This is a genomic window from Mycolicibacterium lutetiense, from assembly GCF_017876775.1.
Lineage (GTDB): Bacteria > Actinomycetota > Actinomycetes > Mycobacteriales > Mycobacteriaceae > Mycobacterium > Mycobacterium lutetiense.
Genome location: NZ_JAGIOP010000002.1, coordinates 3,888,020 through 3,913,745, shown reverse-complemented (window position 1 = coordinate 3,913,745; position 25,726 = coordinate 3,888,020). Strand labels below are relative to the sequence as shown.

At 64.1% G+C, this 25,726-nt stretch carries 26 protein-coding genes and 1 tRNA gene; 16 read left to right on the top strand and 11 right to left on the bottom strand.

Features of this window, described 5'->3' with window-relative positions:
• Window positions 1–42: 42 nt before the first annotated feature.
• Both JOF57_RS28125 and JOF57_RS28120 read left to right on the top strand, forming a co-directional pair.
• Window positions 43–1,074 carry an ATPase BagA gene (locus JOF57_RS28125; RefSeq protein ID WP_209922541.1) on the top strand — a complete coding sequence of 344 codons (1,032 nt, stop codon included), beginning with the start codon at window positions 43–45 and terminating at the stop codon, window positions 1,072–1,074.
• Window positions 1,074–2,204: an ATPase BagB gene (locus JOF57_RS28120; RefSeq protein ID WP_209922538.1), complete on the top strand. Its 1,131-nt coding sequence runs from the start codon at window positions 1,074–1,076 to the stop codon at window positions 2,202–2,204. Before JOF57_RS28125 ends, JOF57_RS28120 begins: the two co-directional genes overlap by 1 nt.
• Window positions 2,205–2,245: 41 nt before the next feature.
• Here JOF57_RS28120 and JOF57_RS28115 read toward each other — a convergent pair whose 3' ends face one another.
• Window positions 2,246–2,575 carry a WhiB family transcriptional regulator gene (locus JOF57_RS28115; RefSeq protein ID WP_234938270.1) on the bottom strand — a complete coding sequence of 110 codons (330 nt, stop codon included), beginning with the start codon at window positions 2,573–2,575 and terminating at the stop codon, window positions 2,246–2,248.
• A gap of 327 nt (window positions 2,576–2,902) precedes the next feature.
• On the opposite strand from JOF57_RS28115, the gene ponA2 reads away from it, so the two are divergent.
• The 4 genes from ponA2 (at window position 2,903) to JOF57_RS28095 (ending at window position 7,695) form a co-directional block, all read left to right on the top strand.
• Complete coding sequence (gene ponA2, locus JOF57_RS28110) at window positions 2,903–5,356, top strand: transglycosylase/D,D-transpeptidase PonA2 (protein WP_209922536.1); 2,454 nt, start codon at window positions 2,903–2,905, stop codon at window positions 5,354–5,356.
• A gap of 27 nt (window positions 5,357–5,383) precedes the next feature.
• Window positions 5,384–6,328 (top strand): metallophosphoesterase, encoded by a 945-nt coding sequence (locus JOF57_RS28105; RefSeq protein WP_209922534.1) that lies wholly within the window; start codon window positions 5,384–5,386, stop codon window positions 6,326–6,328.
• Window positions 6,325–7,431 (top strand): L-cysteine desulfhydrase Cds1, encoded by a 1,107-nt coding sequence (gene cds1 / locus JOF57_RS28100; protein ID WP_209922532.1) that lies wholly within the window; start codon window positions 6,325–6,327, stop codon window positions 7,429–7,431. The genes JOF57_RS28105 and cds1 overlap by 4 nt, the downstream gene beginning before the upstream one ends.
• A gap of 190 nt (window positions 7,432–7,621) precedes the next feature.
• Window positions 7,622–7,695, top strand: a tRNA-Pro gene (locus JOF57_RS28095).
• Window positions 7,696–7,747: 52 nt separating this feature from the next.
• Here JOF57_RS28095 and JOF57_RS28090 read toward each other — a convergent pair.
• A complete protein-coding gene (locus tag JOF57_RS28090; protein ID WP_067992226.1) occupies window positions 7,748–8,917 on the bottom strand; it encodes a tyrosine-type recombinase/integrase in 1,170 nt (389 codons plus the stop codon).
• Between the two features lie 168 nt (window positions 8,918–9,085).
• On the opposite strand from JOF57_RS28090, the gene JOF57_RS28085 reads away from it, so the two are divergent.
• From JOF57_RS28085 to JOF57_RS28060, 6 genes are all read left to right on the top strand, one after another.
• The gene (locus JOF57_RS28085) at window positions 9,086–9,283 is read left to right on the top strand and encodes a helix-turn-helix transcriptional regulator (protein ID WP_062657835.1); all 198 of its coding nucleotides are present in this window, start codon (window positions 9,086–9,088) and stop codon (window positions 9,281–9,283) included.
• Between the two features lie 133 nt (window positions 9,284–9,416).
• A complete protein-coding gene (locus tag JOF57_RS28080) occupies window positions 9,417–11,000 on the top strand; it encodes an AICE element replication initiation protein (RefSeq protein ID WP_067992223.1) in 1,584 nt (527 codons plus the stop codon).
• Between the two features lie 78 nt (window positions 11,001–11,078).
• Window positions 11,079–11,537, top strand: a complete 459-nt coding sequence (locus JOF57_RS28075; protein WP_131822210.1) for a transposase — start codon at window positions 11,079–11,081, stop codon at window positions 11,535–11,537.
• 218 nt (window positions 11,538–11,755) lie between these two features.
• A complete protein-coding gene (locus tag JOF57_RS28070) occupies window positions 11,756–12,592 on the top strand; it encodes a TIGR04255 family protein (protein WP_070953156.1) in 837 nt (278 codons plus the stop codon).
• Window positions 12,589–13,341, top strand: coding sequence for a helix-turn-helix domain-containing protein (locus JOF57_RS28065; protein ID WP_043985060.1), 753 nt, complete (start codon window positions 12,589–12,591; stop codon window positions 13,339–13,341). Before JOF57_RS28070 ends, JOF57_RS28065 begins: the two co-directional genes overlap by 4 nt.
• 83 nt (window positions 13,342–13,424) lie before the next feature.
• Entirely contained in the window at window positions 13,425–14,219 is a 795-nt protein-coding gene (locus JOF57_RS28060) for a hypothetical protein (protein WP_070953155.1), read from the top strand.
• A 308-nt stretch (window positions 14,220–14,527) separates the two neighbouring features.
• Here JOF57_RS28060 and JOF57_RS28055 read toward each other — a convergent pair whose 3' ends face one another.
• Both JOF57_RS28055 and JOF57_RS28050 read right to left on the bottom strand, forming a co-directional pair.
• Window positions 14,528–15,325 (bottom strand): coiled-coil domain-containing protein, encoded by a 798-nt coding sequence (locus JOF57_RS28055; protein WP_067992214.1) that lies wholly within the window; start codon window positions 15,323–15,325, stop codon window positions 14,528–14,530.
• 485 nt (window positions 15,326–15,810) lie between these two features.
• On the bottom strand, window positions 15,811–16,497 hold the full coding sequence (locus tag JOF57_RS28050; protein ID WP_067992211.1) for a TetR/AcrR family transcriptional regulator: 687 nt from the start codon (window positions 16,495–16,497) through the stop codon (window positions 15,811–15,813).
• Window positions 16,498–16,652: 155 nt separating this feature from the next.
• Between JOF57_RS28050 and JOF57_RS28045 the strand changes: the two genes are divergently transcribed.
• The 3 genes from JOF57_RS28045 to JOF57_RS28035 all read left to right on the top strand — a co-directional run bounded on the left by JOF57_RS28045 (window position 16,653) and on the right by JOF57_RS28035 (window position 18,319).
• A complete protein-coding gene (locus tag JOF57_RS28045; RefSeq protein ID WP_218620378.1) occupies window positions 16,653–17,111 on the top strand; it encodes a PaaI family thioesterase in 459 nt (152 codons plus the stop codon).
• On the top strand, window positions 17,108–17,779 hold the full coding sequence (locus JOF57_RS28040) for a TetR/AcrR family transcriptional regulator (RefSeq protein WP_067992207.1): 672 nt from the start codon (window positions 17,108–17,110) through the stop codon (window positions 17,777–17,779). The genes JOF57_RS28045 and JOF57_RS28040 overlap by 4 nt, the downstream gene beginning before the upstream one ends.
• Window positions 17,780–17,854: 75 nt before the next feature.
• On the top strand, window positions 17,855–18,319 hold the full coding sequence (locus JOF57_RS28035; RefSeq protein WP_062655118.1) for a DUF6188 family protein: 465 nt from the start codon (window positions 17,855–17,857) through the stop codon (window positions 18,317–18,319).
• Between the two features lie 47 nt (window positions 18,320–18,366).
• On the opposite strand, the gene JOF57_RS28030 is transcribed toward JOF57_RS28035, so the two are convergent.
• Complete coding sequence (locus tag JOF57_RS28030) at window positions 18,367–19,416, bottom strand: LLM class flavin-dependent oxidoreductase (protein WP_062655119.1); 1,050 nt, start codon at window positions 19,414–19,416, stop codon at window positions 18,367–18,369.
• 181 nt (window positions 19,417–19,597) lie between these two features.
• The gene (locus tag JOF57_RS28025) at window positions 19,598–19,981 is read right to left on the bottom strand and encodes a PaaI family thioesterase (protein WP_078281697.1); all 384 of its coding nucleotides are present in this window, start codon (window positions 19,979–19,981) and stop codon (window positions 19,598–19,600) included.
• Here JOF57_RS28025 and JOF57_RS28020 point away from each other — a divergent pair.
• On the top strand, window positions 19,949–20,182 hold the full coding sequence (locus JOF57_RS28020; RefSeq protein ID WP_162291742.1) for a hypothetical protein: 234 nt from the start codon (window positions 19,949–19,951) through the stop codon (window positions 20,180–20,182). The genes JOF57_RS28025 and JOF57_RS28020 overlap by 33 nt on opposite strands.
• Window positions 20,183–20,406: 224 nt before the next feature.
• Here the strand turns inward: JOF57_RS28020 and JOF57_RS28015 are convergent, their stop codons facing one another.
• From JOF57_RS28015 to JOF57_RS27995, 5 genes are all read right to left on the bottom strand, one after another.
• Window positions 20,407–21,075 (bottom strand): transglutaminase-like domain-containing protein, encoded by a 669-nt coding sequence (locus tag JOF57_RS28015; protein WP_043985051.1) that lies wholly within the window; start codon window positions 21,073–21,075, stop codon window positions 20,407–20,409.
• Window positions 21,072–22,172, bottom strand: coding sequence for a BtrH N-terminal domain-containing protein (locus JOF57_RS28010; RefSeq protein ID WP_067992202.1), 1,101 nt, complete (start codon window positions 22,170–22,172; stop codon window positions 21,072–21,074). Before JOF57_RS28010 ends, JOF57_RS28015 begins: the two co-directional genes overlap by 4 nt.
• A gap of 270 nt (window positions 22,173–22,442) precedes the next feature.
• Window positions 22,443–23,549, bottom strand: coding sequence for an NDMA-dependent alcohol dehydrogenase (locus JOF57_RS28005; protein ID WP_067992199.1), 1,107 nt, complete (start codon window positions 23,547–23,549; stop codon window positions 22,443–22,445).
• Between the two features lie 45 nt (window positions 23,550–23,594).
• The gene (locus tag JOF57_RS28000) at window positions 23,595–25,211 is read right to left on the bottom strand and encodes a fatty acid--CoA ligase (RefSeq protein ID WP_078290122.1); all 1,617 of its coding nucleotides are present in this window, start codon (window positions 25,209–25,211) and stop codon (window positions 23,595–23,597) included.
• A gap of 48 nt (window positions 25,212–25,259) precedes the next feature.
• Window positions 25,260–25,670 (bottom strand): SCP2 sterol-binding domain-containing protein, encoded by a 411-nt coding sequence (locus JOF57_RS27995; RefSeq protein ID WP_067992196.1) that lies wholly within the window; start codon window positions 25,668–25,670, stop codon window positions 25,260–25,262.
• Between the last annotated feature and the right edge of the window lie 56 nt (window positions 25,671–25,726).

Genomic DNA, 25,726 nt, shown 5'->3' with positions numbered 1-25,726 from the left:
CCCGAGCCTATCGGGCGGACACCGGGGCTTGGCTAGCATGCAGTGGTGGCAACCACAGAGAGCGGCGCCAAACACGTCGGCTGGCCGTCGAGGCTCACCAAGGCCCGCCTGCATTTCGTATCCGGCAAGGGCGGCACCGGCAAGTCCACCGTCGCGGCGGCATTGGCATTGGCCCTGGCGGCCGGCGGCCGGAAGGTGCTGTTGGTCGAGGTCGAGGAACGGCAGGGCATCGCGCAGCTGTTCGACGTACCGCCGCTGCCGTACGAGGAAGTCAAGGTGGCCACGGCCGATGGCGGTGGACAGGTCAACGCGCTCGCGATCGACATCGAGGCTGCGTTCCTGGAGTACCTCGACATGTTCTACAACCTCGGTCTGGCCGGCCGGGCGATGCGCCGCATCGGCGCCATCGAATTCGCCACCACCATCGCGCCCGGCCTGCGGGACGTGCTGCTCACCGGCAAGATCAAAGAAATCGTGACGCGAACCGCCAAGGACGCCAAAGGAAAACGCGGGGTTTACGACGCCGTGGTGGTGGATTCCCCACCCACCGGCCGTATCTCGCGATTCCTGGACGTCACCAAGGCGGTCTCCGACCTGGCCAAGGGTGGGCCCGTGCACTCCCAGGCCGATGGCGTGGTGAAACTGCTGCACTCCGAGCAGACCGCGATCCACCTTGTGACGCTGCTGGAGGCACTGCCGATCCAGGAGACCCTGGAGGCTATCGACGAACTCACCGAGATGGGTCTGCCGATCGGCAGCGTGATCGTCAACCGCAACATCCCGGCATTTCTTCCGCCTGAGGACCTGATCAAGGCCGCCGAGGGTGACATCGACGCCGACGCGGTCCGCGCGGGTCTGGCGAAGACTGGGATCACGTTGGCGGACAACGATTTTGCCGGCCTACTGACCGAGTCCATCCAGCACGCCACCCGGATCTCGGCGCGCGCCGAGAGTGCCGAACTGCTCGATGCCATCGATGTGCCCCGCCTGGAGTTGCCCGCACTGACCGACGGTGTCGACTTGGGCAGCCTGTACGAACTCGCCGAAGCACTGGAACAGCAAGGGGTCCGATAGTGAGTGCCAAACCGCCCGCATTAGATATGCACTCGATCCTGTCGGACACCGCCAACCGCGTCGTAGTCTGTTGCGGCGCAGGCGGAGTCGGCAAGACCACCACCGCAGCCGCGATGGCCCTGCGGGCCGCCGAGTACGGCCGCACCGTCGTGGTGCTCACGATCGACCCGGCCAAGCGATTGGCTCAGGCGCTGGGAATCAAGGATCTCGGGAACACCCCGCAGCGGGTTCCGTTGGCCCCGGAGGTCACCGGTGAGCTGCACGCGATGATGCTGGACATGCGCCGCACGTTCGACGAGATGGTGGTGCAGTACTCCGGGACGGACCGCGCCGACTCGATTCTGGAGAACCAGTTCTACCAAACCGTGGCGACCTCGCTGGCCGGCACGCAGGAGTACATGGCGATGGAGAAGCTCGGCCAGCTGCTGGCCGAGGACAAGTGGGACCTGGTGGTGGTGGACACCCCGCCCTCGCGCAACGCCCTGGACTTCCTCGACGCGCCGAAGCGCCTGGGCAGCTTCATGGACAGCCGACTGTGGCGCATGCTGCTGGCACCCGGGCGCGGGATCGGGCGTCTCGTCACCGGCGCCGTCGGACTCGCCATGAAGGCCCTGTCCACCGTGCTGGGGTCGCAAATGCTCTCCGATGCAGCAGGTTTCGTGCAGTCACTGGATGCCACCTTCGGCGGCTTCCGGGAGAAGGCCGACCGTACCTACGAATTGCTCAAGCGGCGCGGCACCCAGTTCGTGGTGGTGTCGGCGGCCGAGCCCGACGCGTTGCGCGAGGCCTCGTTCTTTGTCGACCGGCTGTCGAACGAGCACATGCCGCTGGCCGGCCTGATCCTCAACCGCACCCATCCCACCCTGTGCGAGCTTCACGCCGACAAGGCCGAGGAAGCCGCCGATGAGTTGGCGGCCGAGGATCCGGACTCACTGACCGCGGCGGTGCTGCGCATCCACGCCGATCGGGCGCACACCGCCAAGCGTGAGGTACGTCTGCTGTCCCGGTTCACCGGGGCCAATCCGCATGTGGCGATCGTCGGAGTGCCGTCGCTGCCGTTCGATGTGTCTGATCTCGACGCGCTACGCGCGATCGCCGACCAGATCACGGGCGTGGCTGAACCCGCCTGATATTCAGGCGGGTGGCGCTACGGGGGTCGCGCGTTGGTCGGTCAGACCGCGCTGCGGTGGTGCTTGCGCTGGGCGGCGAAGAACTCGGCCCAGGAATTGACTTCGGGATGCTGCTTGAGCAGGGCACGACGCTGGCGCTCGGTCATTCCGCCCCAGACTCCGAACTCCACGCGATTGTCCAACGCATCAGCGCCGCATTCGAGGATCACCGGGCAGTGCCGACAGATCACCGCGGCTTTACGTTGGGCGGCACCCCGGACGAACAGCTCGTCCGGATCGGCCTGGCGGCACCGCGCCTGCGAAACCCACGCGATCCGGGCTTCGCCCTCACCTCGGTGGACCAGGGTGGCGGCAGGGGCGGAAGCGTTCATATTGTCTGCGACAGTTCGTATACCTGACACCAGCGATCCCTTCGTTCCAGCCATCTCCCCAGATGGCGGGCGGTCGAACCTCCCGGGTAGAAAGCCCTTGCGATCTACGCCACATTGCGCCAGCCCGTGTTACCTGGATCGCACTGTGTGTCCAAGCTAGGTGGTCAGAGGGTATTTACGCAACAGTTTGTACCCGCCTTTTTTGGGACGGCCGTGCCGTCTGACCGGTATTCGGGCGAACCCAGGTATTTCTGCAGGCAACTGGGATAAATCCCACAGGGCCTGCTCTCGAACAGGAACCCTGAGCGAGCTGGCTACTCTGTACCCATGCCGGAGCTGCCGACTCGACCGCCCGCGCAGCCACCCCAAGCGGTCACCGTCATCAAACTCGCCTGGTGTGTGCTGCTCGCGAGCGTGCTGGTGGCCGCGCTCATGTTCCCTGCGGTGGGTGGATTCGGCCTGATGTCCAACCGGGCCTCCGACGTCGTGGCCAACGGCTCGGCCGCCCTCGTCGACGGTGAAGTTCCGCAGGTCTCGACCATGGTCGATGCCAAGGGCAACACCATTGCATGGCTGTATTCGCAGCGCCGCTTCGAGGTGCCGAGCGATCAGATCGCCAACACGATGAAGCTCGCCCTGGTCTCCATCGAGGACAAACGCTTCCCCGAACACAACGGTGTGGACTGGCAGGGCACGCTGACCGGCCTGACCGGATATATGAGTGGCGACACGGACACCCGCGGCGGTTCGACGATCGAGCAGCAATATGTGAAGAACTACCAGCTGCTGGTGATCGCCCAGACCGATGCCGAGCGCCGCGCCGCGATCGAGACCACACCGGCCCGCAAACTGCGTGAGATCCGGATGGCCCTCACGCTGGACAAGACATTCACCAAGCCCGAGATCCTGACCCGGTATCTCAACCTGGTCTCCTTCGGCAACGGCGCGTTCGGCATTCAGGACGCCGCGCAGACATATTTCGACGTCAACGCCTCCGAGCTGAACTGGCAGCAGGCCGCGCTGCTGGCCGGCATGGTGCAGTCCACCAGCGCCTTGAATCCGTACACCAATCCCGACGGTGCGCTGGCCCGGCGGAACCTGGTGCTGGACACCATGATCGACAACATCCCGCAGGAGGCCGACGCGCTGCGGGCCGCCAAGCAGCAGCCGCTGGGTGTCCTGCCGCAGCCCAAGGCACTGCCCCGGGGCTGCATCGCGGCCGGTGACCGGGCATTCTTCTGCGATTACGCGCTGGAGTACCTGGCCCGCGCCGGACTGTCGAAGGAGCAGGTAGCCAAGGGCGGTTATCTGATCAAGACCACGCTCGATCCCGAGGTGCAGGGCTCGGTGAAGTCGGCGATCGACAGTATCGCCCGCCCGGATACGCCGGGCATCGCCAGCGTGATGAGCGTGATCAAGCCGGGCAAGGAATCCCATCCGGTCCTGGCGATGGGCAGCAATCGCACCTACGGCCTGAACACCGATGCCGGCGAGACCATGCAGCCGCAACCCTTCTCCCTCGTCGGCGACGGCGCCGGGTCGATCTTCAAGATCTTCACCACGGCCGCGGCCATGGATATGGGGATGGGCATCAACACCCAACTGGCGGTGCCCGCGTTCTTCCAGGCCAAGGGGCTGGGCAGCAGCGACGCCCCGGGTTGCCCAAAGGAAACCTGGTGCGTGAAGAACGCCGGCGGCTACCGGGGTTCGATGAGTGTCACCGACGCCCTCGCCACCTCACCGAATACCGCGTTCGCCAAGCTGATCTCGCAGATCGGCGTGCAGCGGTCGGTCGACATGGCGGTCAAGCTGGGGCTGCGGTCCTACGCGTTGCCCGGCACCGCCCGCGACTACGACCCGGAGAGCAACGAGAGCCTGGCCGACTTCGTCAAGCGCCAGAACATCGGTTCGTTCACGCTGGGCCCCATCGAGGTCAACGCGCTCGAGCTGTCGAATGTGGCCGCAACCTTGGCCTCGGGCGGAACCTGGTGCCCACCCAACCCGATCGCCCAGGTGCTCGACCGGCGCGGTCAGGAGGTGTCGGTGACCACCGAGACCTGCGATCAGGCGGTTCCCGAGGGTCTGGCCAACACGCTGGCCAATGCGATGAGCAAGGACGACCAGGCCGGCGGTACCGCCTCCGGTTCGGCCGGTTCGGTGGGTTGGGACCTCCCGATGTCGGGCAAGACCGGCACCACCGAGGCGCACCGCTCGTCGGGCTTCCTCGGCTTCACCAACCAGTACGCCGCGGCCAACTACATCTATGACGATTCCACCAGCCCCGGCGAGCTGTGCTCGTTCCCGCTGCGCCAGTGCGGGGACGGCAACCTGTTCGGCGGTAACGAGCCGGCCCGTACCTGGTTCACGGCCCTGAAGCCACTCGCCAACAGCTTCGGCCCGGTGGTCATGCCGCCGACGGATCCGCGCTACGTCGACGGCGGCCCCGGCTCGGTGGTGCCGACCGTGATCGGACTGGATGAGACGGCCGCACGTCAGCGGCTCAAGGAGTCCGGATTCCAGGTGGCCGACGGCGCCGCCTCGGTCAACAGCAGCTCGCGGTACGGGACCGTGGTCGGCACGGCGCCCAGCGGACAGACCATTCCGGGCTCGATCATCACGATCCAGATCAGCAACGGGATCCCGCCGGCCCCGCCGCCACCTCCGGTCGCGTTCCCGATGCCGGGAGGCCCGCCGGTCGAGATCGGCCAGACGGTGGTCGAGATCCCGGGGCTGCCTCCGATCACCGTCCCGGTGCTCGGGCCTCCACCGCCGCCCCCGTGAGGACCGCTTCGCAGTACGCTTGCCTGCATGTCAGTTAAGAAGGCAGCTGCCGTCACCGCCGGTTCGCTGGTTGCCGGGATCGGCTACGCGTCGCTGATCGAGCGCAATGCGTTCGTGCTGCGGGAAGCGACCATGCCGGTACTGGCCCCGGGCTCCTCACCCCTGCGGGTGTTGCACCTGTCCGATCTGCACATGCGTCCCAATCAGCGTCGCAAGCAGGCCTGGCTGCGTGACCTGGCGCGTCTCGAACCCGACCTGGTGATCAACACCGGCGACAACCTGGCCCATCCCAAAGCCGTGCCCGCCGTCGTGCAGTCATTGACCGATCTGCTTTCGGCCCCCGGTCTGTTCGTGTTCGGCAGCAATGACTATTTCGCGCCGCGCCTGAAGAACCCGCTGAACTACATCGTCAACCCGCAGCACCGGACGCACGGTGAGCCGCTGCCGTGGCAGGACCTGCGCGCGGCCTTCACCGAGCGCGGCTGGCTCGACATGACCCACCTCCGCCGCGATGTCGAGGTCGCCGGGCTGCACATCTCGGCAGCCGGCGTCGACGATCCGCACCTCAAGCGCGACCGCTACGACACCATCGCCGGCCGGGCCAACGGCGCGGCGAACCTGACGTTGGGGCTCACGCACTCCCCCGAACCGAGGGTGTTGGACCGCTTCGCCGCCGACGGCTACCAGCTGGTGCTGGCCGGGCACACCCACGGCGGCCAGCTGTGCCTGCCGTTCTACGGAGCCATCGTGACCAATTGCGAGCTCGACCGCTCGCGGGCCAAGGGCGCCTCCAAGTGGGGGTCGCACATGCAGTTGCACGTGTCCGCAGGCATCGGCACGTCGCCGTTCGCGCCGGTGCGGTTCTGCTGCCGCCCGGAGGCCACGCTGTTGACACTCGTCGCAGCACCGACCGGCGGTGGGCACGTGGGGACCAGGGCCGGGCAATCCAGCCCGGCCGTCTCGGCCCGGTGAGCCGGCCTGGCTGTACCGCCTCCCGCCCCCGGCCACGCCGGTGGGTCGACAATGCGGTGCGGCTGATCGAGGCCGATTCCAAACGGAGCGCCGACACCCATCTGCTGCGCTACCCGCTGCCTGCGGCCTGGGGCAATGACGTCGATGTCCAGCTGTACCTCAAGGACGAGTCCACCCACATCACCGGGAGCCTCAAGCACCGGCTGGCCCGGTCCCTGTTCCTGTACGGGTTGTGCAACGGCTGGATCGGTGAGGACACCACGATCATCGAGGCGTCCTCGGGGTCGACGGCGGTGTCCGAGGCCTATTTCGCGGCGCTGCTCGGGCTGCCGTTCATCGCGGTGATGACCGCGTCGACCAGTGCCTCCAAAATCGCCTTGATCGAAGCCCAAGGCGGGCGTTGTCATTTCGTCACCGAGTCCTCGCAGGTGTATGCCGAGGCCCAGCGGTTGGCCGAGGAGACCGGCGGGCACTATCTCGACCAGTTCACCAATGCCGAGCGGGCCACCGACTGGCGCGGCAACAACAACATCGCCGAGTCGATCTACGAGCAGATGCGTCTCGAACCACATCCGGTTCCGGAGTGGGTCGTGGTGGGCGCCGGCACCGGCGGCACCAGTGCGACCATCGGTCGCTACATCCGCTACCGCAGGCATGCCTCGCGGTTGTGCGTCGTCGACCCGGAGAATTCGGCGTTCTTCCCCGGCTACGCGCAGGACCGCGATGACGTCGTCACGGCGGCTTCGTCACGCATCGAGGGCATCGGCCGGCCACGCGTGGAGCCGTCGTTCCTGCCGGGCGTGGTCGATCAGATGATTGCCGTCCCCGACGGCGGATCGGTGGCCGCGGCGCATCACGCCAGCCGGGTTCTGGGCCGGCGGGTCGGGCCGTCGACCGGTACCAACCTGTGGGGTGCGTTCCAACTGCTGGCCGAGATGATCGCCCACGGCCGCAGCGGGTCGGTGGTGACCCTGCTGGCCGACAGCGGTGACCGCTACGCGGATACCTATTTCGACGCGGACTGGCTCAGCGCCCAGGGGCTGGACACCTCGGAGGCCGCGGCGGTGTTGTCGGAGTTCGAACGCTCGGGCAGCTGGTCCTGATCCGTATCGGCCGGGTCAGTGGTCTCGGCCGTCAGCAGGAGCCACAACACCGCCAGGGCAATGAACCCCAGATAGACGGTGGCGCCCAGGACAGTCATGCGTCGTATAACGCCTCCGATTCCGGTTTGCTTCCCGAGGTGGCCGTTTGGCATTCGGGGCACCCGGTGCGATAGGCTGTCGAAGCTTCACGCGGGGTGTGGCGCAGCTTGGTAGCGTGCTTCGTTCGGGACGAAGAGGTCGTGGGTTCGAATCCCGCCACCCCGACTGGTGTGTTCGCAGGTAGAGGCCCTGACCGGGAATTCTGGTCGGGGCCTTCTTACTTCCCAGTCCGCAGCTGGTCCGCAGTGGATTCCAAAGACCGCATCCGCGCCGCATCTAGTGCAACCGAAACCTGCTCCAGGTCGTCCGGGAACAAGTCTGCATAGGTGTCCAGGGTCAGGACTGCGGACGCGTGCCCGAGCATCGTCTGGACGGCCTTGACGTTGGCCCCCGCGCTGATCGACAGCGACGCCGCCGTGTGGCGAAGGTCGTGCGGTGTCACGGTGGGGTACGCCGGGTCTGCTGCCTGGAGACGTTGGACGGCCACGTTGAAGACCCGCGGCCGCCACGTCGACACTCGCAGCAGTGCTCCTCCTGGCGATGTGAACACCAAGTCCTCACGCCGCTTACCCATCATGAGCACGGCCAGCGGCTCGGCCAGGAACGCCGGGAACGGCACCGAGCGACGTTCGTGGGATTTCGGCGACGACCACACCACACGTCCCTTCACCTCGGCGACCGCCTCACGGATATTCACCCTGCGACGCAGCATGTCGAATGACTCCACCCGCAGCGCTGCCATCTCGCCCCAGCGCAACCCGGTGTAGGCCAGAAATCGAACAACGATGGCGTACTCGCCGACCTCGCGGGCCAGAAGTTCCACCTGCCGGTGCGTCAGGTAGCCCCGTGCTCGGTGCTGTCGTCGCGGCGACTTCACTCCCATACACGGATTGCGGGGGATCCGTCGATCGTCGACGGCCATCTCCAGAATCTGTCTCAGGACGCTAAGCGCATTCTCGATGGTGGCCGGTTTGGCTCCACCCGCCGCCAATTGCTGCACCCACGCCCTGATATCCGACGATTGCACGTCGGCTACTGCGACCGCGGCCCACCGGCCTTCGACGTAGCCCGACCATGCGAACGCGCGTGTCGCAACCGTCGTCTCCTTCAAATGGCCCTGGGTACCAAGCCACTTGGCGTGCAATTCACGGACGGTAATGCGCCCGGCTTTTGGCGCGACATAGGTTCCTATCGTCTGCGCGGCTGTGATCTCGTTGAGAAAGGCCTGAGCGTCCACCTTGCGGTCGAACGAACGGGTGTTCTCACCGCCTTGATCATCGACATACCGGGCCAACCATCGGCGCCCTTTGCCATTGCGCGCGGCAGGGGTCCCGTCCGATCGACGCCACCTGTCCTCGACGCCGGCGCGGCGGTTTCGTCGCTGCATGTGAGCCACCTCCGTTGGGTGCCAGATTCCCACCGACCACCGACAGCCGACGAAATCGTTCGACTGGAGCCAATTTATAGGCGAAGTTGAGGGTACTGGTGGACAAATGCAGGGCGCCACCACCACCGTTGGATTCGTTGACAGAACCCACTATTGAGGAGCAGCTACATGGATCTACTGAGTGCCAAACAGGTTTCAGACATCATCGGCATTCCCGTTGGAACTCTCCGCTACTGGCGCCACTGCGACATCGGACCGGCCAGTTTCACCTTGGGCCGCCGAGTCGTCTACCGGCGCGACGAAGTGCTGCGATGGATCTCGGAGCAAGAAAGCGCAACCCGGCGCGGAGGCGGAGACGCCGCGTGAACCGCACCCACGAAAAAGACCCCGGGGCCTAGCCGAGGTCTTTGTTCGAACCACCTGATCATCCGACACGGAAGTTCCACATGAGAATAGCTCGTCAACGCAGCCTGCATAAGCACCGTATGCAGGAAATCCTATGAGCGACAACACCGAGACGGACAAGAAGTCGGTAGCCGCACGCTTGGTCAGCATGGCACAGGAACGCTACCTGCTCGGGCTCTCAGAAGAGGGCGAGCCGTTCGGCGCTGACCGCGACCGCCCGCACTTGGTGATGCTGCTCCGCGCCGGCAAGGCCGGTCTACGCGCCGACCTCGCCGCACGGTACTTCGCCGAAACCGGCGCGGTCGCCGGCGGCCAGGCGCTGACTGACGCCACCCTGATCCTCGAAGGTTTGGCTGCCACGAAGCCGCCCGAACGCCTCAACCTCCGCGTCGCTGACGATGACGGCACCATTTACATCGACACCGGACGGCCCGATGTCCAGACGATTCGTATCCGACAGGGCCGGTGGACGCTCACCGAACGGGCACCTGTGCGCTTTCTGCGTACCAAGTTGACCGGGGCGATGCCGCTGCCGGCTCAGGGCGGGAATGTCGAGAAGCTCTGGGATTTCGTCAACGTCGACTTTGAAGACCGACCGGTCCTCCTTGCTGCCCTCGTTGCCGCTCTTGTCCAGACGGACGTCCCCCACCCGATCTTGGCGCTGTTCGCCGAGCAGGGCAGCGCCAAGAGCACAACCACGCGCATGCTGGTCGATCTCATCGACCCGTCACCGGTCCCCCTGCGGCAGGCACCGCGTGACGCCGACTCGTGGGTCACTGCAGCCTCCGGTTCGTGGGTCGTTGCCTTGGACAACCTGTCGACTATCTCGCCGTGGTTGTCGGATTCTCTGTGCCGCGCCGCCACCGGCGACGGCAACGTCAAACGGGCGTTGTACACAGACTCCGATCTCGCAGTCATCAAATTTCGGCGGTGCGTCATCATCAACGGCATCGACGTCGGAGCAGTGCGGCCCGACCTCGCGGAGCGACTGGCGACTGTCGACCTGCGACGCATTGATCGCCACATGCGACAACCGGAAGCCACGATGCGACAACAGTGGCGCACGGCTCTACCAGGGATTTTGGGCGGGCTTCTCGATCTGGCCGCCGTCGTCCATCAACGGCTGGAAACCATTTCGGTCGACGTGTCGCCACGGATGGCGGACTTCAGTCGCACGCTGGCGGCCGTTGACGAGATTCTGTCGACCCATGGCTTCCGGCGTTACCTGTCACGCGCCAATCAACTCTCCGAAGACAGCCTGTCCGCCGACCCGTTCATCGAACAGCTACGGCTGCACATCCGGGAACCGCTCGTCGCAAAGTCCGGAGGCGACCTGCTGGCGACAGTCACGCCAACCGGCGACACCTGGCGCAGGCCGAAGGAGTGGCCCCGGAACGGGCGGGATGTCACGGCCGTCCTACGACGGCACGCACCCGCGCTACGGAGTCTGGGTTGGGCGATCGAAGACGATGGCGCTCGAAATCATCGGAATGTCCTGTTGTGGACCGTCTACCCGCCCTACAAAGATGTGTCGGCCAAACAACACTCGCAATCCTCGCGTCCCTCGCGCATTTCGGCTCCGCGGGAGCAGTCGTCCTCTGTTCAAGAGCTGCCCGCGCACCGCCAGACTGTCCCGAAGGGTCATTCAGCCGACGATCTAGACGTCGAGGCGTCGTGACCGCGCTTGTCGGGCTAGCGGCGTCGGCACCATCGGGCAGAATCTGGACCAGGTCCCTCAACGGGAGGAGTGGTCTTCGTGAGCACGCAATTCGACGCGATCGTCCAGGCGGTCATCCACGACTGGCCTGACTACGGGTGGTCAGGCCAGTTGGAGGCGGCCATCAAGCAGCTGTATCTGTCAGATCTTTCTTATCCAGCAACATGGTCCAGCGAACGCCGCGAGGAGTTCGCAGAGCGCCACGCCGGCGACGATGCGCTTCTTCTCACCACCTCGTTGGACGATCTCATCGATACCGTCACAGATCGCTATGCGCGCGATCACGGAGTTCTCCCCCATCGTGACGATGCGACCCTGCTTCTCGAAGCGGCGCGACGAGACGCAATCGACGAACTGGAGCTCCGCTTCGTGGCTGACCTACCTGCCGAGATCGCCGCGTTGACAGCCCACGGTGTTGGAAGGGCAAATGGCTCTCTGACGGCGTGCGGGCCGGCCCAACGGCGGCAGAGCAGCACACTGCGCCTAAGCCGTCCTTAGGTAGGTTCCGTTTTGCGGCGGCACCATCCGCTTCGAAATGGCCTTTCGCACTCCCGTGTCGACAGACGAGATGCGATCGAGCGGCGCATAGATCCCTTGAAGCCGCGTTCGCTATTTCCGGACCGGGGGCCGCTGCCTCTCCTGCTCCTCATCTCTGACGATAGCGCCTACACTTGTCGGTAGGTGCATCTAAGGTGCATCTCTATGGACAGGACAGTATGACCATCGATCCACACACACTTCGCCCAGCTGAGGACGTTCCATTGGGGGGGCTGCCCTCGGCCGATCCGACCCTGCTCGGAAACGCTCCCCTCGAAGTCGCAGTGATCGAGATCCGGTATACCGCCCGTACCGACGAGATCACACCGGAGGTCGCCGCTGCTTTCCGGGACGACCTTGTGGAGAACACGGGGGTGGACTTCCCGAGCATTCAACCCACCGTCCAACAGCAGATGAGGATCGACTTCGGGGCCAACGGCGTTTCCCAGGTGGCAGCGGAGTCCAGTGGGTGGCAAATTGCTTCCGCGGACGGAGCACACGTCACGCTCATGCCCGACATCCTGATCATGCAGGTCAACCGCTACGAGCGGTGGCGTACCAGCATGAAGGCTCCGCTAACCGTTCTGGTCGAATCTCTCGGACGGTTAGTCAAGCCATCGTTGGTGCACCGCATCGGTCTGCGGTACGTCGACCGCTTCCATGACAGTGGGTTCAACTCTGCAGAGGCTTGGCGTGGCCGGATCGACGACACCCTTCTGGGCCCTGTGCTTAACCCAGTGTTCGGCGGCAGTGTTCGAGGTGCTCAACAGCAGGTGGAGATCCGGCTTGATGATCATCACGGCGCGTTGCTGCGGCATGGACCAGTTCGCGATGATTCGGGCAAGTGCGTGCAGTATCTACTCGATACGGACGTGTTCCGCCACTCCTCATTCACGTTCGACGTGCGAGAGGTCGTCATCTCAGCGGAGCGGCTGAACCGCACTTCGTTGTCACTTTTTCAGGCGTCGGTTACCGATACCTACCTGAAAGAGCTTCGAGAAGGGAGCGCGAAATGACGATCATGGAGCAGCAGCCGACCGGCTCCCGCGTGCTCCGGTCACCTTCCTGGGCCCGAGCACAAAAGGGCCTGTACCCGGCCCCTTGCGAGGACGGACTCTGGTCCAGCACGTTCGTGGAGATGAGTTCATCGCCGGGGTTGCGGGATGTCGTCGCGCATTTCTCTGGAGCCCTCGACCCGTGCGGATGGGATCAGGTTCGCGTCGAAGTTTTCAAGAGTCTCGACGGGCAGATGAACCTTCCGGGCTCGGCGCTGTGGTTGACGATGCCGTATACATTCATCGATACGGTGCTGTCCGACGAGCAACAGGTCGACGAGACGGTCGATGTTCTTGATGCCTTCGAACGAATCCGAGCCGAACTGGGCCTAACGCAGAAGGAGATGTTCAAGGCCACCGGCATCAACAAGCGCACGTTCCACTCGTGGGCGGCAAAGCCCCCCGCCAGCCGGCCCCGTGTAGCCAGCTTGGGTGGACTGTGGGAGTTGGCGGACGCCGTCGACGACCTCCGCAGCACACTGGACCAGCCGATGAACAGGTGGCTGCGTGCCGACAAGAAGCGAGCCTCCGCACTACTCGACGGCCGGTTCGACGACCTCGTTGACCTGGCTGTGGATCGGACGCCGTTCCCTCGGCGAGAGATCGGCACTTCGGTATACGAGGGGATCGCCGAACACGTCGAGACACCGATCATTCGAACCGGTGGTCCGGTGGTGACCGAGAACGTCGAGGACGGATTCGCCCGGTGACTATTGATCGACTCCTGCCGGAGCGATGGCCCCCGCACACGCTTCTCGCTCTGGAGCGGTGGCGGCAAGGGCATCTTCTCCCGATGGATCGCGGCGCATGGATCGTCCCAGCGTGGGTAGACGACCCTGTAACCGGAGAACCCGCTGCCGATGGAGCGTTGGGTGAGGTGCGTGCTCGGTCAGCACCATTGAGTGACAGCGGGTATGCCGCGGTGGTGTCACAGACCTGCGACATTGCGGGCGGTCCCGGGATGCGGCATCCGCTGGTGCAGGCATGCCCGGTACGCGACATCTCAGTCTTTTCGACGGAGAAGGTCCAGCAGATCAAAGACCATCAGCTCTCCGACTACGTCTGGCTAAGTGAGCCTCCGGTTCCTGGAGCGGTTTGGGCCGTGGACCTGCGCGCGATCGTTCCGGTCAGCAAGGGTTTGCTCGCTGCGCAGGAACCGGTCGTGGGGTTCGCCTCGATTGAGGACGAGCTCATTCTCGGACAGCGCCTTGCCAGCAAACTTGGCCGGCCTGCTGTGCACGATGCGCTTGCCGGTCCGGTATTCGAAGCTCTGCGCAAACTCATTTCGAAGGCGAAGAAGTCGCAGGACTGGTGCGATGACGTCGAACAGCTTCGTTTGGAGATCGTCGAGGGGACCACACTGTATCCGAAGCGTGTGCGACTACTCGTGCTGACAGACGTCCGCTTCGGACCGTCGGAGAAGAAACCGCTTCGCGACGAATGGAAGTCCCATCGGAAGTCATTGAACGCCGCCGGGATTACTTGGGAACCAATCCATTTCCTCACGGTCGACAAATGCCCCGTGCGACTCTATCGCGCGTCGGTACCCATCGAAGCGCCGACTCTCGAGCGCGGACGGTTTGCATAGACCCACTCGGGGTGTCCGCCTCACCAATCGCACAGCTGATTTCGGACAGGGTGGCCCCACGTACCTATCGAAGCACGCCGCGGTCCGCTCCCGGCCGGATCGCGGAGTCAGAAGGCAGGTTACGAGCGACTGCGCTCACTGGCGACGGATCCGCCCTAGGGCGCTCGGCAACGCCGATGCCGATGTTGCGCAGGACGCACATCGATTGCCTGGCGGGTTATCTGCCACGTGACCCAGGTTACGCAGCGCGCATCACGCGGGCACAACGGGCGTTGACGACCAGATGATCGATACGGTTGCTGAGCCGTTCAGGCGCGATACGGATAAACAGCTTTGGCGAGATCACGCGCCGCCGTCAGAGTCGCTCGGTCGAGGTCCTTGTGCCGTGCCCGTTCCGTGAGCCTCGCTAGCAGCGTGCACAGCGCCCGCTCGTCCCGGGAGGCAATGTCTGCGGCGTCGAGCGCGCTGACAGGGACAGGAGCCGGTGAATCTTCAGGCGTCAGGGCGAGGTCGGTCGCGGAACCGGCCCTCGGCACCTCGACGACGCGGATCGGCGTTCCGTGGCGCTCGGCAGCCATGCGTGCAGCAGATGAGTCGCGCCGACACGTGTCCGAGCAGTAGAGCCGGCAGCGTCCGCGACGTGGCCTGTCTTCAGGATCCATCATCAACACATCGCATCGCACGCACCGCGGCCACTCCGTGTCCACACGAGCGTCGCGCCATGCATCAGCGCGCGCAGCCGGTTGCTTCTTAACGGCTTTCGCCGCCTTGCTGCGCAGCAGCGCGCGTATCTCTCTGACATCAACACCGACCAGCTCGGCGATAGCCGCCAACGTCGCGCCACGTTCCCGCATGTCCTTGATCGATGCACAGGCTTCCGCGTAATAGCGGCTGCGCCTGCGCTGCGCCTCCGCCTCCGCTTGCTGGCGAGACTGCGCGACGCGACGGGCCTGCCATTCGTCCACATCCTGCAGGCGTCCGATCAACGCCCGAACGGCGGTCGCGTCATCGGCGTTGGCACGGTCCTGCTGCGCTCGCACTTCGTTCGCTCGGCGTTGCGCCTCGACGGCGCGACGACGCGCCTCCAGTTTCGACACAGCAGTCATGTCGACAACCTACGAAGCAACACGAGGTTTCGTCCACGACCACAGCCACATTCGTCTCAGTTCCGCGCGTCGCTCAGCGTCACTTCCGATGGCGCGCCCCGGCCGCTGTCGTCACTGCCGAGTAACCCGCCCCGCTTGCCACCAAGCCATCCCTGCCAGCCAGTTCCTCCAATTCCGACACACCTCTTGCACTCTGGGGCCAGCACGATCACTTTTCGTCGGACGATAAACACGCATCGATCCGCAATGCCATTGACGAAAGTGCTACGGGGTCTCAACGCGAGCAACCGCACTGCGAACGCTGAGGCGGTTCACGTCGCCTGGCCCGACATAGTCGTCGTGGGCATGCCTGCGATCTGCGTGCACGGCCCCTAGCGAGTGACGGCGAACATTTCGCCGGTGCCATCGCCGACGTGACTGGAGTGCAGAGGAAAGTTCGAAGACCAGCCAGACTGGGCGCAGTGAAACTCGTTGCCGCTAGAGGGCTATGCGAGCGGTCGCCCTGCATGCAGACTGGCGGCCTTCACGCGCTTGGTCTCGCCATCGTCGCTCTTGCAGTGGGCGGCGAGAAAGCCATCGACGAGGTTCTCGCAGTCGTCGTGAGTGATGCCGCGAATCCCGGTCATCCGGGCAAACGCCAGTGGGCCGACCAGTTGGCACAGCGCCAGTTCTCGGTCGAAGTTCTCCAACTCGGCTTGCGCCGTCGGGCTAGAGAGTATGGCGTCGAACGGTTGCCGGTACTGGTCGACGACTCGGGCCCGCAACGCGCCGGATGTGTGTCGATCATCGGCTTCGTTCGTCGGGCCGGTGGGACCAAGGGACAGCCATGCCAGCGTCGTGACATGCAGTGGCGCGTCGTTGAAAAGAGCGGCTTGGCGGCTTAGCAATTCGATCAACTGGTCACGCAGAGGGCCGCTGGTCGGTACCGGAGTCGCCACCTGGGGAAGCAAGCGTTCGAACGTGGCTGCGAGCAGGTGCGACGAACTTTGGAAATGGCGGTAAAGCGTGGTTCTGGCCACTTTGGACGCTTTGGTGACGGCATCGATCGTGACGGCTTCCACGCCGCCAGTGCTCAGAAGGGTCGCGGCTGCATCCAGCAGTCGATTTCGAGACCGGATTCGCCGCGGGTCCACGTCATCGTCAGGGACCGGCGCTGGCTGACTGTCGCTCACTCATTCACCTCGGCGGTCGATTTCACGCGATGCTGTCCTGGCAGTCTAGCAGTGTGGTACTAACGGTATCGAAGCGAAACCGATAGTATTGGAGCGTGATTGTGCCGGAAAGCGCGTCGCTGCCGAAGCGGTTACCTTCGCACACGACAACGTGCATGGGTTGCGGCCCCGACAATCCCCACGGACTGCAGTTGGTGGTGCACCGCCGCGGCGACGCGGTGTACTCCGACGTGATTTTCGACGAGCGCCACATCGGGGCTCCTGGGCTGGCCCATGGCGGAGCAGTTGCGGCGGCGTGCGATGACGTCTTGGGATTCACATTGTGGATCGCCGGCACACCAGCGGTGACTCGCAGCCTGACAGTGGAGTATCTGCGGCCGGTACCTCTGCATCAACCCCACAGGATCACCGCCCACATCCGGTGCCGCGAAGGACGGGCTCTGCACGTCATGGCGACGGGCACTGATTCCGATGGGGCCAACCGCTTCACCGCCACTGCGGTATTTGTCGCGGTCAGCCAGGATCACTTCGCTGCGCACGGCGACGTCAGTGCTTTTGGCGGCCTTCTCGAACAGTTCTCACGTCACGGCGGCCTCGACGACGGGCGACCATGACGCTCCCCCTTTCTCGCAGCCATGGCAAAACCCGACCGCTGGAGGCAAAATCAGCCGGCGGCCGGACGCGGACCGCTGTAGCGCCCGCCTCGCATTCATCCACCCAGCGCCGGGAAGCGATTCTGGACGCGGCCCTGCTCGTGGCCACGTCAGGTGGCTATGAGGCGGTTCAGATGCGGTCGGTCGCCGAGCGGGCCGGTATCGCCGTCGGCACGCTCTACCGCCACTTCCCGGCGAAGACCAACTTGTTGGTGGCGGCGCTATCGCGCGAGTTTCGCCGACTCGACTCGGCTGACGACTGGGCTAGCGGTGACGGCACGCCATTGGAACGGCTCGAACGTCTCACCACACACCTACATGACCGCTGGCAGCGCGATCCCTGGCTGACATCAGCCATGACACGAGCGTTCGCCGTTGCAGACACCCGGGCAGCCGCAGAACTAGACTGCGCCGCCGCCGAAATTCAGACCCTGCTGGCCCGCACGCTCAGGGGCGGCGAACCGACTCCAGCCGATTTACACATCGCCGCGATCATCTCCGACGTGTGGCTGGCCAACCTCGTGGCCTTTTGTGGCCACCGAGCGTCGGCCGCCGATACTCGCGAACGCATCGACCTGGCCACTCGGCGCGTGGTGACCAGCCGCGCACGACCCGCGGAAACCGCATAACGATACTAGTAGTATCGCAGCGCTACCTGAAGTACCCTTAGGGCGAGGCTCGATGACGCGGCGAAGGAGAGTGCCATGTATACCCAATGGATCGAAAATTGTGTCGTGCAACGCGTCTCCGTGCGCGACGGCCTGGTCCTGGACCTGGACGACTACAACGAGATTGTCATCTCGTGCCCCTTGCTGCTGACACTGCCTGCGGTCGACCCGTATCCCGCAGAAGCGGTACGCATCGATCCACTCAAGATCGCGACTGACGAACGCCCGTTGTTGAACCTCGCCGGCGCGGTGTGCACTCAGGCCTGGTCCGGCGACGATGGAGGGCTACACCTGAGGTTCTCGCGTGGACACAGCATCGACGTCGACCCCGATTCCGAGGAAACGGCATGGGAGTTGTACGGCAAGCGCCACGGCTACATGGCATGCCTACCCCGGGGGCGGGTACGCGTGGTCCGCCACGACCTCCCCGACAGCGACGACGCCAACATCCTCAACAACGCCGCACAACCGTCGGCGGGGTCGGCGCGACAGACGCACTAAATGCGACCGCGGACGGGGACGGGTCAACTTCGGCGGCAATGCGTGGATCAGATTGAACGTGGACCGGACTGCCCTGGCGACATCGAGGCGGGCGAGCATTCCCGAATGATGCTGTCGAGGTTTTGCTGCACGCGCTCGGGAGCGATGCCAACCGATGGTGAATACAGCATGATGTGGTCGAGGACGCCGTCGTAGCGTCTCAGCTGTTCACGGACCTCGTGTGCCGTCCCCGCGACGCCCATGGTGTCGATCATCTCCTCGGACACCGCGGCGAACATCGCCGGGAAATCGCGCTGGGCGAATGCTTCCCGGATGGTTCGGCCTTCGCTGGCGAAGCCGTTCACATCAAGTACCGTCTCGTAGGATTTGACCGAGGAGTAGAACGCAATCTGCTGCGCCAGTTCGCGCCTGGCGACCTCGGCGTCGTCGTGGATGGCGCACATCACCATGGAAATGATTTCCACGTCATTGGGGTCGCGGCCGGTGTGCGCGGCACCCCTGGCGATAGCGGGCCGGACGATCTCCTCGACGTAGGTGGTGGTGAACAGGGGATGTCCGGCCAGCCCGTCGGCCACCCGCCCGGCCGCCTCGCACATCCGAGGCCGGACACCGGCGGTGACGATCGGGATCGGCCGGCTGGAGGGTCCCACGTCGCCGGTCGGCGTGAGATTCATTCTGTAAAAACGACCCTCGTGATGGATCGGGCCTTCATGCAGGTTCCATATCCGGCGCAGCAGCATCACGAGTTCTTCCATCCGCAGCGCGGGCGCGGAGGTGTCGGGCACGCCGTGCCAGTCGCTCATCATCCGCTTGGTGCCGTTGCCGATGCCCAGCACCAGCCGTCCGTTGGAGAGTTCGTCGAGATCACGCGCCTCGGTGGCCAGCACCAGGGGGCTTCGGCCGACGCCGTAGAGAATGGAGGAACCGATCCGGCAGTTCTGTGTGCAGTTGGCCATCGCGGCCATGGAGATCGAACCCGACCGGGAGTAGAACTCCGAGGCCCATACGGCGTCGAACCCGGCCGCATCGGCGGCGTGTGCGGTCTGGGCCAGTGACTTCAAATCCGCGCCGAGAACCGACAGGCCGTAGGTGCTCATGACCGGTCTCCTGTGCGCGGGCGCGGGCCGTCGAATACGACGGCGCTGACCCGTGGCCGCCGTCTGGTGGAGGTGATCCTCGGCGACCAGGTACATGAGTGCGTTGATGATGTTTGCGTCGAGCGGGGTAAGAGACGTGGAACGCGCGCGGCCAGCCGTGCGCCACCTCCAAGGCTGGTGCTCAGCATCTTCCCTCCCTGGGTGACCGCACAATGCAGGGTGTCGAAGTCGCCTTCTGTATGGAACTAGTGAAGTGCGCCATCGTGACGACGACGAATAACCCTGAGGCGGACGCGACTAGCTGACCGGTAGTCTCCTCGCGCAATTCTGTCCGGACTTCGAGTTTCCGGCCGGTCTTGGACACCAGCTCCGCGCTGACCTCGTAGGGGACCCCCAGCAACACCGGCGCGTAGAACTCGGTATCGAACCTGCGGGTGACGGCCATCTCACCGACGACGTACAGCAACATGCCCACCATGTCGTCGAGTACGGTCATGACTGCGCCGCCATGTGCGATACCGGGTGCGCCGCGATGTCTGCCGTCGAAGATATGCCTGGCACCCACCCCGTCGCCATGCCGACGCGCTCGCAGGCGATGACCGTGCGGATTGTCTGTGCCGCAACCAAGGCACCACGGGTGGTGCGCATCAAGGTAGTCGCCGTCGGCGGCGACAGCACGATCCTGAAAGCTATGCCACCATGCGATGGCCGAATCTTCTTCCGCTTGCTCTTCGATGACGAAACCCTCCTAAATAGACCCTCGTAGCGCGTGGTTCACCACACGACTGAAGAATTGCGCCGGCGTCGACTGGGCTGATCGCCGGTAGATATGTATGTAGGACTCGTTAGCCCGCCGAGATCATCGCTGCGACACACCTTCCGATTAGGACACTGTCGGCTATCTGGTCCTGCCCGTAATCCCTTGGACTGCAGTGTATTCATAGCCGGCCAGATCGCGTCACAATGAACTGGCACACAGTCCGCAGCGCCTCACAACTCCTGGGAGAAGGCGTCACGCTGGGCTCCAGCGCCAGCCATGAGCGGGCCGTACCGGTGATGCAACTCTGTAACGATGTCGGTGAAGGGGAGATCGTGGTACCAACCGCGGTCGTTGAGGTACTCCATGTGTTGGCTTCCCCCACCGTCGTAGGCATGGAGGAGCGCATCGGTGTGGCCGTCGAAGTCGATCGGAGGTACACCGAATCGCGCGCAGAGCTCGGCATTGAACGCCGGAGTGGCCTTCACCCAGCGGTTGTTGAGTTGTAATTCGCTATATCCGTGGTAGACGAACACGTCGGTACCTCCCATCCGGGCACGCAATGTGGTGGTCTGCAGATGGTTGCGCACGTCCGCGAATCCGAGCCGGGCCGGAATGCCCGCCGCACGAGCTGCCGCGGTCAGCAGCACCGCCTTCGGTATGCAATACGCCCTCGACGCTGTCGCTACATAGCTCGCCCGATAATGCTCGGGATCGTCGTCGGTGCTATAGGGATCGTACCAAATCCTGTCCCGCACAGCGGTGAAGATCAACCTCGCCTTCTGCACAGGGTCACGAACGTCACCGACCGCGTCCTCGGTGAAGCGCTGTACATCGTCGTGCTGCCAATCGAGGAACCCAGTTGTCTCCAGGAAACTCGATTCGTTTGAAGTGTCGCTCACAGATAGCCTTTCAGATAAGCCTCGAGGCCGGTATCGACAGTGCCAACGGATCGACTGGCCGTTTCGAGGGCTTCGACGAGGCGTGTTTCGGAGTCCGGGATCGTCGCGGCGATTTTGGCCGCAGCGAGACTACGACTCCGTAGCGATGTGCCGGCATCGGTGGCTGCGGCCGCAAGCTCAGACCACGCTTGGGAAGCGTGTCGGGCCGCGGCCGCCGCTTCGGCTGCGGCGGCGTCCCCGAGGAGATCGGCGATATTCTGGCAACCTTGTGCTTGCAGCATACGAAAGAGCCCGCCACCGGTTCCGGCTTTCTCGATGAACGCCCCGAGCCCGAACAATGCCGCGGTCAGGGCGTCGTCATCAAACACCGTTGGCCAATGCCGTACGTCATCGGCGAACTCCTGCACACCCTTCAAACCGGAGGCCTCGACTTCAGCTGCCTCGATGCGCAGTAGCGGCGCACCTACGGCACCGCCGCGCATGAAAGCTGCGCTCGCGGCTAATGCAGTGGCGGCAATCGGCCCAAGGTCGGGCACTCGCTCCGGCCAGTCGACGTGATATGTGGTGTGCCGGGTCGGTGTAGGGAACCCTACCGAGGACCGCGCCCGGCGCAGGTCGTCATAAGCCACCGTTTGGGTGGTCTCGCGGTCATTATCGACCACATAGGCAACCCCTTGTTCGTCATCATATCCGGTGATGACGATGTCGTGACGGCTCATGTGCAATCGGACGCGCAGGTAAGGAAGTTCGCCGATGTCAGCCCAGACCATGACGGGTCGGCCCTTGTCGACTTCGTCGGTAACAAATGACCATCCCACGTCTGCGTCATCGGTCGATCGCACTACGCAGTTTGCACCAACTCGGGAGAGGTAGTCTTTTTCCAGGTCGCTTCCTCGTCCTACCAGGTAGATCTGGGGAAACAATTGCGTAGAGCGGACGTACGAGAAGTCCAAGGCTCCGCCGAGGGTGAAGACCAATCCTTCACTGAGTGTTTCTGTCCCCCATCCTAGTTGTGCCCATTCAGTAAGGTCACGCAGCGCACCGGAACCACAGTGCCCTCCTCTCCTGTGGGGATAGGGAATTTCAATCCTCGCCATCGCCGCTTCCTCTCTTGTCCAATAGCACTGTTAAGACTCATCGAAAGCTACGTTCCATCAAGGCGTCGCGGCTGGCGGTAGGTGCCAGAACTGGTCGACCGCAGCCAATCTCACCCGCGCAGCTCGACCGCCTATGACTATGGGAAACATTGCTTTCGATCGCTATCCGCATCAAAGCGTCAACGGTGAGAGCCCCTGACCCGCAGCATCGCCATCGTTGTACTGAGCTCGCTTGGTGCCGTTTTGCGCTTCCCTGCTTTCGGTGCTCTGTCAGAATCGGATGAGTCCTCGGATGTTGCGGCCTGACCGCATGTCGTCGTAGCCCTCATTGATCTCATCGAGGGTGTACTCACGGGTGATCAGCTCGTCGAGTTTGAGTTGTCCGGAGTTGTAGAGTTCGACGAGCCGCGGGATGTCGTGGGCGGCGTTGGACGAGCCGTAGAGGGCACCGCGGATCTGCTTTTCATACAGCGTTAATTCCAGCAGCGAGCCCGACATCGACGTGTCTTCGGGGTGTCCGATCGCGGTAATGACCACACGGCCGCGTTTACCGACCAGTGATAGCGCCTCAGCGGTGTAGGCCCCTTCGGCGACGTCGGTGGTCAAGACGCAGACGTCGGCGAGTTTGCCACGGGTGATGTCGCTGATCAGTGACCAGGCCTCATCGATGGTGGCAACGGCATGCGTCGCGCCGAAACCGCCAGCTTGTTCGCGCTTGAACTCCACTGGGTCGACAGCCACGATGGTCAACGCGCCAGCGATGCGGGCGCCTTGGATCGCATTCATGCCGATGCCGCCGGCGCCGATCACGACCACGGTATCCCCGGCGCGCACGTCACCGGTGCGTACCGCCGAGCCGTAACCGGTCGTGACACCGCAACCGATCAAGGCCGCCTTGTCCAACGGTGTCCCGTGGTCAACCTTGACCAAGGAGGCCTTCGGCACCACGGTGTATTCCGAGAACGTGCCCAGCAAGCACATCTGGCCGACATCCTCGCCGCGGGCATGGAAGCGGTAGGTGCCGTCGATCTGGGGTCCCATCATGATCGCCGCACCCATGTCGCACAGGTTTCCCATCCCGCGCGCGCAGTAAGAGCAGTGCCCGCAAGACGGCAGGAACGTCAGGATGACCGAATCGCCCTCGGCCAGGTCCTCGACACCTGCACCCACCTCGACCACGGTGCCGGCGCCTTCATGACCACCGACGACGGGCAGCGGAAACGGCAGATCACCGGTCACCAGGTGTTCGTCTGAATGGCACAACCCGCTGGCGGTCAACCGGACCAGCACTTCATCCGCACCGGGCGGATCCAGCTCGATCTCATCAACCTCCCACTTCTCTCCCAAGCCCCAGAGCACGGCAGCGCGTGTTTTCATGTGTGTCCTCTCCTCAACGTCGGTGCTTCCGTAGCAGTGGATGGTTCACGCCAGCGTCTCGACGGCGAGCTCACCGTCGGCATGCTGGCGGCGCAGCTTCTTCTTGTCGAACTTGCCAGTAGACGTCAACGGAACGTCGGCGACGAACGCCCACCGTTCCGGTAGCCACCACTTGGCCACCCGTGCACGCAGGAACTCAGTCAACTCCGCAGCGGTGGCGGTGCAGTCAGCGGCCAGGACCACCACTGCCAGCGGCCGTTCCTGCCACTTGTCGTCGGGCACTCCAATCACCGTGGCGGTGCGTACTGCAGGGTGAGCGGCCAACTCGTTCTCCAATTCCACCGAGGAGATCCACTCCCCTCCAGACTTGATCACGTCTTTGGCGCGGTCGGTGAGAGTGATGAACGCATCGGCGCTGATGGTCCCGACATCCCCGGTGCATAACCAACCGTCCGGCGACACCGCCGGACTGTCATGCTCGTAATAGGACTGAGTGATCCACGGGCCGCGGATCTGAATCTCCCCCACCGACAGTCCGTCCCAAGGTTGTTCTGCACCGCTGTCATCAACGATGCGCGCCTGCACACCGGCCACTACCCTGCCTTGGGTTCCCCGCAGGTAAAGGGACCTCTCCGGGGTGTCGGTGTTCCGCGGCAGAGCGACCGCAGCCAGCGGGGAGGTCTCAGTCATCCCCCAGGCCTGCACGATTCGGATGCCCAGTTCGTCATAGGCAGTCATCAACGACCTCGGAACCGCCGAACCACCGCACGCCACCATCTCCAGCGAACTCACGTCGTGGCCGGGATTGTCGCGCAGGTAGTGCAAGACATCGGTCCAGATCGTCGGCACAGCGCCCGCCATCGTGGGCCGGGCCGCCTCGATCATCTCCACCAATGGCCCCGCCTGCAGGAAACGGTCAGGCAGCAGAAGCTGCGCCCCCGCCATCATCGCCGCATACGGCAACCCCCAGGCATTAGCGTGGAACATCGGAACGATCGCCAACACCGTGTCGTCATGACCGATGCCCAAGGCGTTCGAGGTGCACGCCGATTGAGAGTGCAACCACGTCGAACGGTGGCTGTAGACAACGCCTTTCGGGTGCCCGGTAGTACCGCTCGTGTAGCACATCGCTGCGGCCGACTGCTCGTCGACGTCGGGCCAGTCGAACGTGCTCGGCTGGGCTGCCACCACATCGTCGTAGCGAAGGACGTCCTTTCCGCAGCCCTGCACTGCGGTAAGATCACCCGTGCCGGTCACCAGCACCGTGCGCACCGAGGTCATCGACGGCAACGCCGCCGCCAACAGGTTCAGCACCGTACCGTCGACGATGATCACCTGATCTTCGGCATGATTGGCGATCCACGTCAGCTGTTCAGGTGGCAGCCGCAGATTCAACGTATGTAGCACCGCACCCATCGACGGCACCGCCGCGTAACAGTCCAGGTGCTCCTGGTTGCTCCACTGCAGCGTCGCGACACGCTCGTCTCCACAAATGCCTATCTCGCGCAACGCATTCGCCAACCGCGCCGCACGCTGCCCCAACTCATGATACGACACCCCAGAGATCTGTTGGGGTCCGCGTGCGGTCAACACCTCGCGATCGCCATGGACTGCCGCAGCATGGGCCACGATCGCGGGCACCGTCAACGCAACGTCCTGCATCGTGCTCCTCATCGAGAGCCCGCCCGACAACCCTTGATGAGGCGACGGTCACGCATCGATGAGGTCCTGCCGATCCTGACTCTGCAGCATCAACCGGTACTCGGGGAACAGATTCTTGGCCTGCGGAATCAACTTGATCAACTTCGGCACCGGGCCCTTTGCGCGCACCGTCCCCTTGGCCATCGCCATCGTCAGGTTCACCTTGCCCAGCCAGAACTTGTTTCCAGTGTCCGCCGACATGAACAACTCCACGTTGGGCACCGCGGTACTGGCCGCTCCGGTCTCCACCACCTTCTTCGGCATGTCCACCGTTACCACCGCGTCCGGATCGGTGTAGTGCACCCGTAACACCACACCCGAATTTGCGAGCTTGTCCGCCAGTCCCTCCTTCTCCAAGCCCCGTTGAAAGATCCCACCCAAGAAGGCATAGACCTCGTCCTCGTCCTTGAATACCGCCACCGTCAATCTCCACCAATCTCGTTGTCAGAACAGAACAGTCGCGAGCATCGACTCAA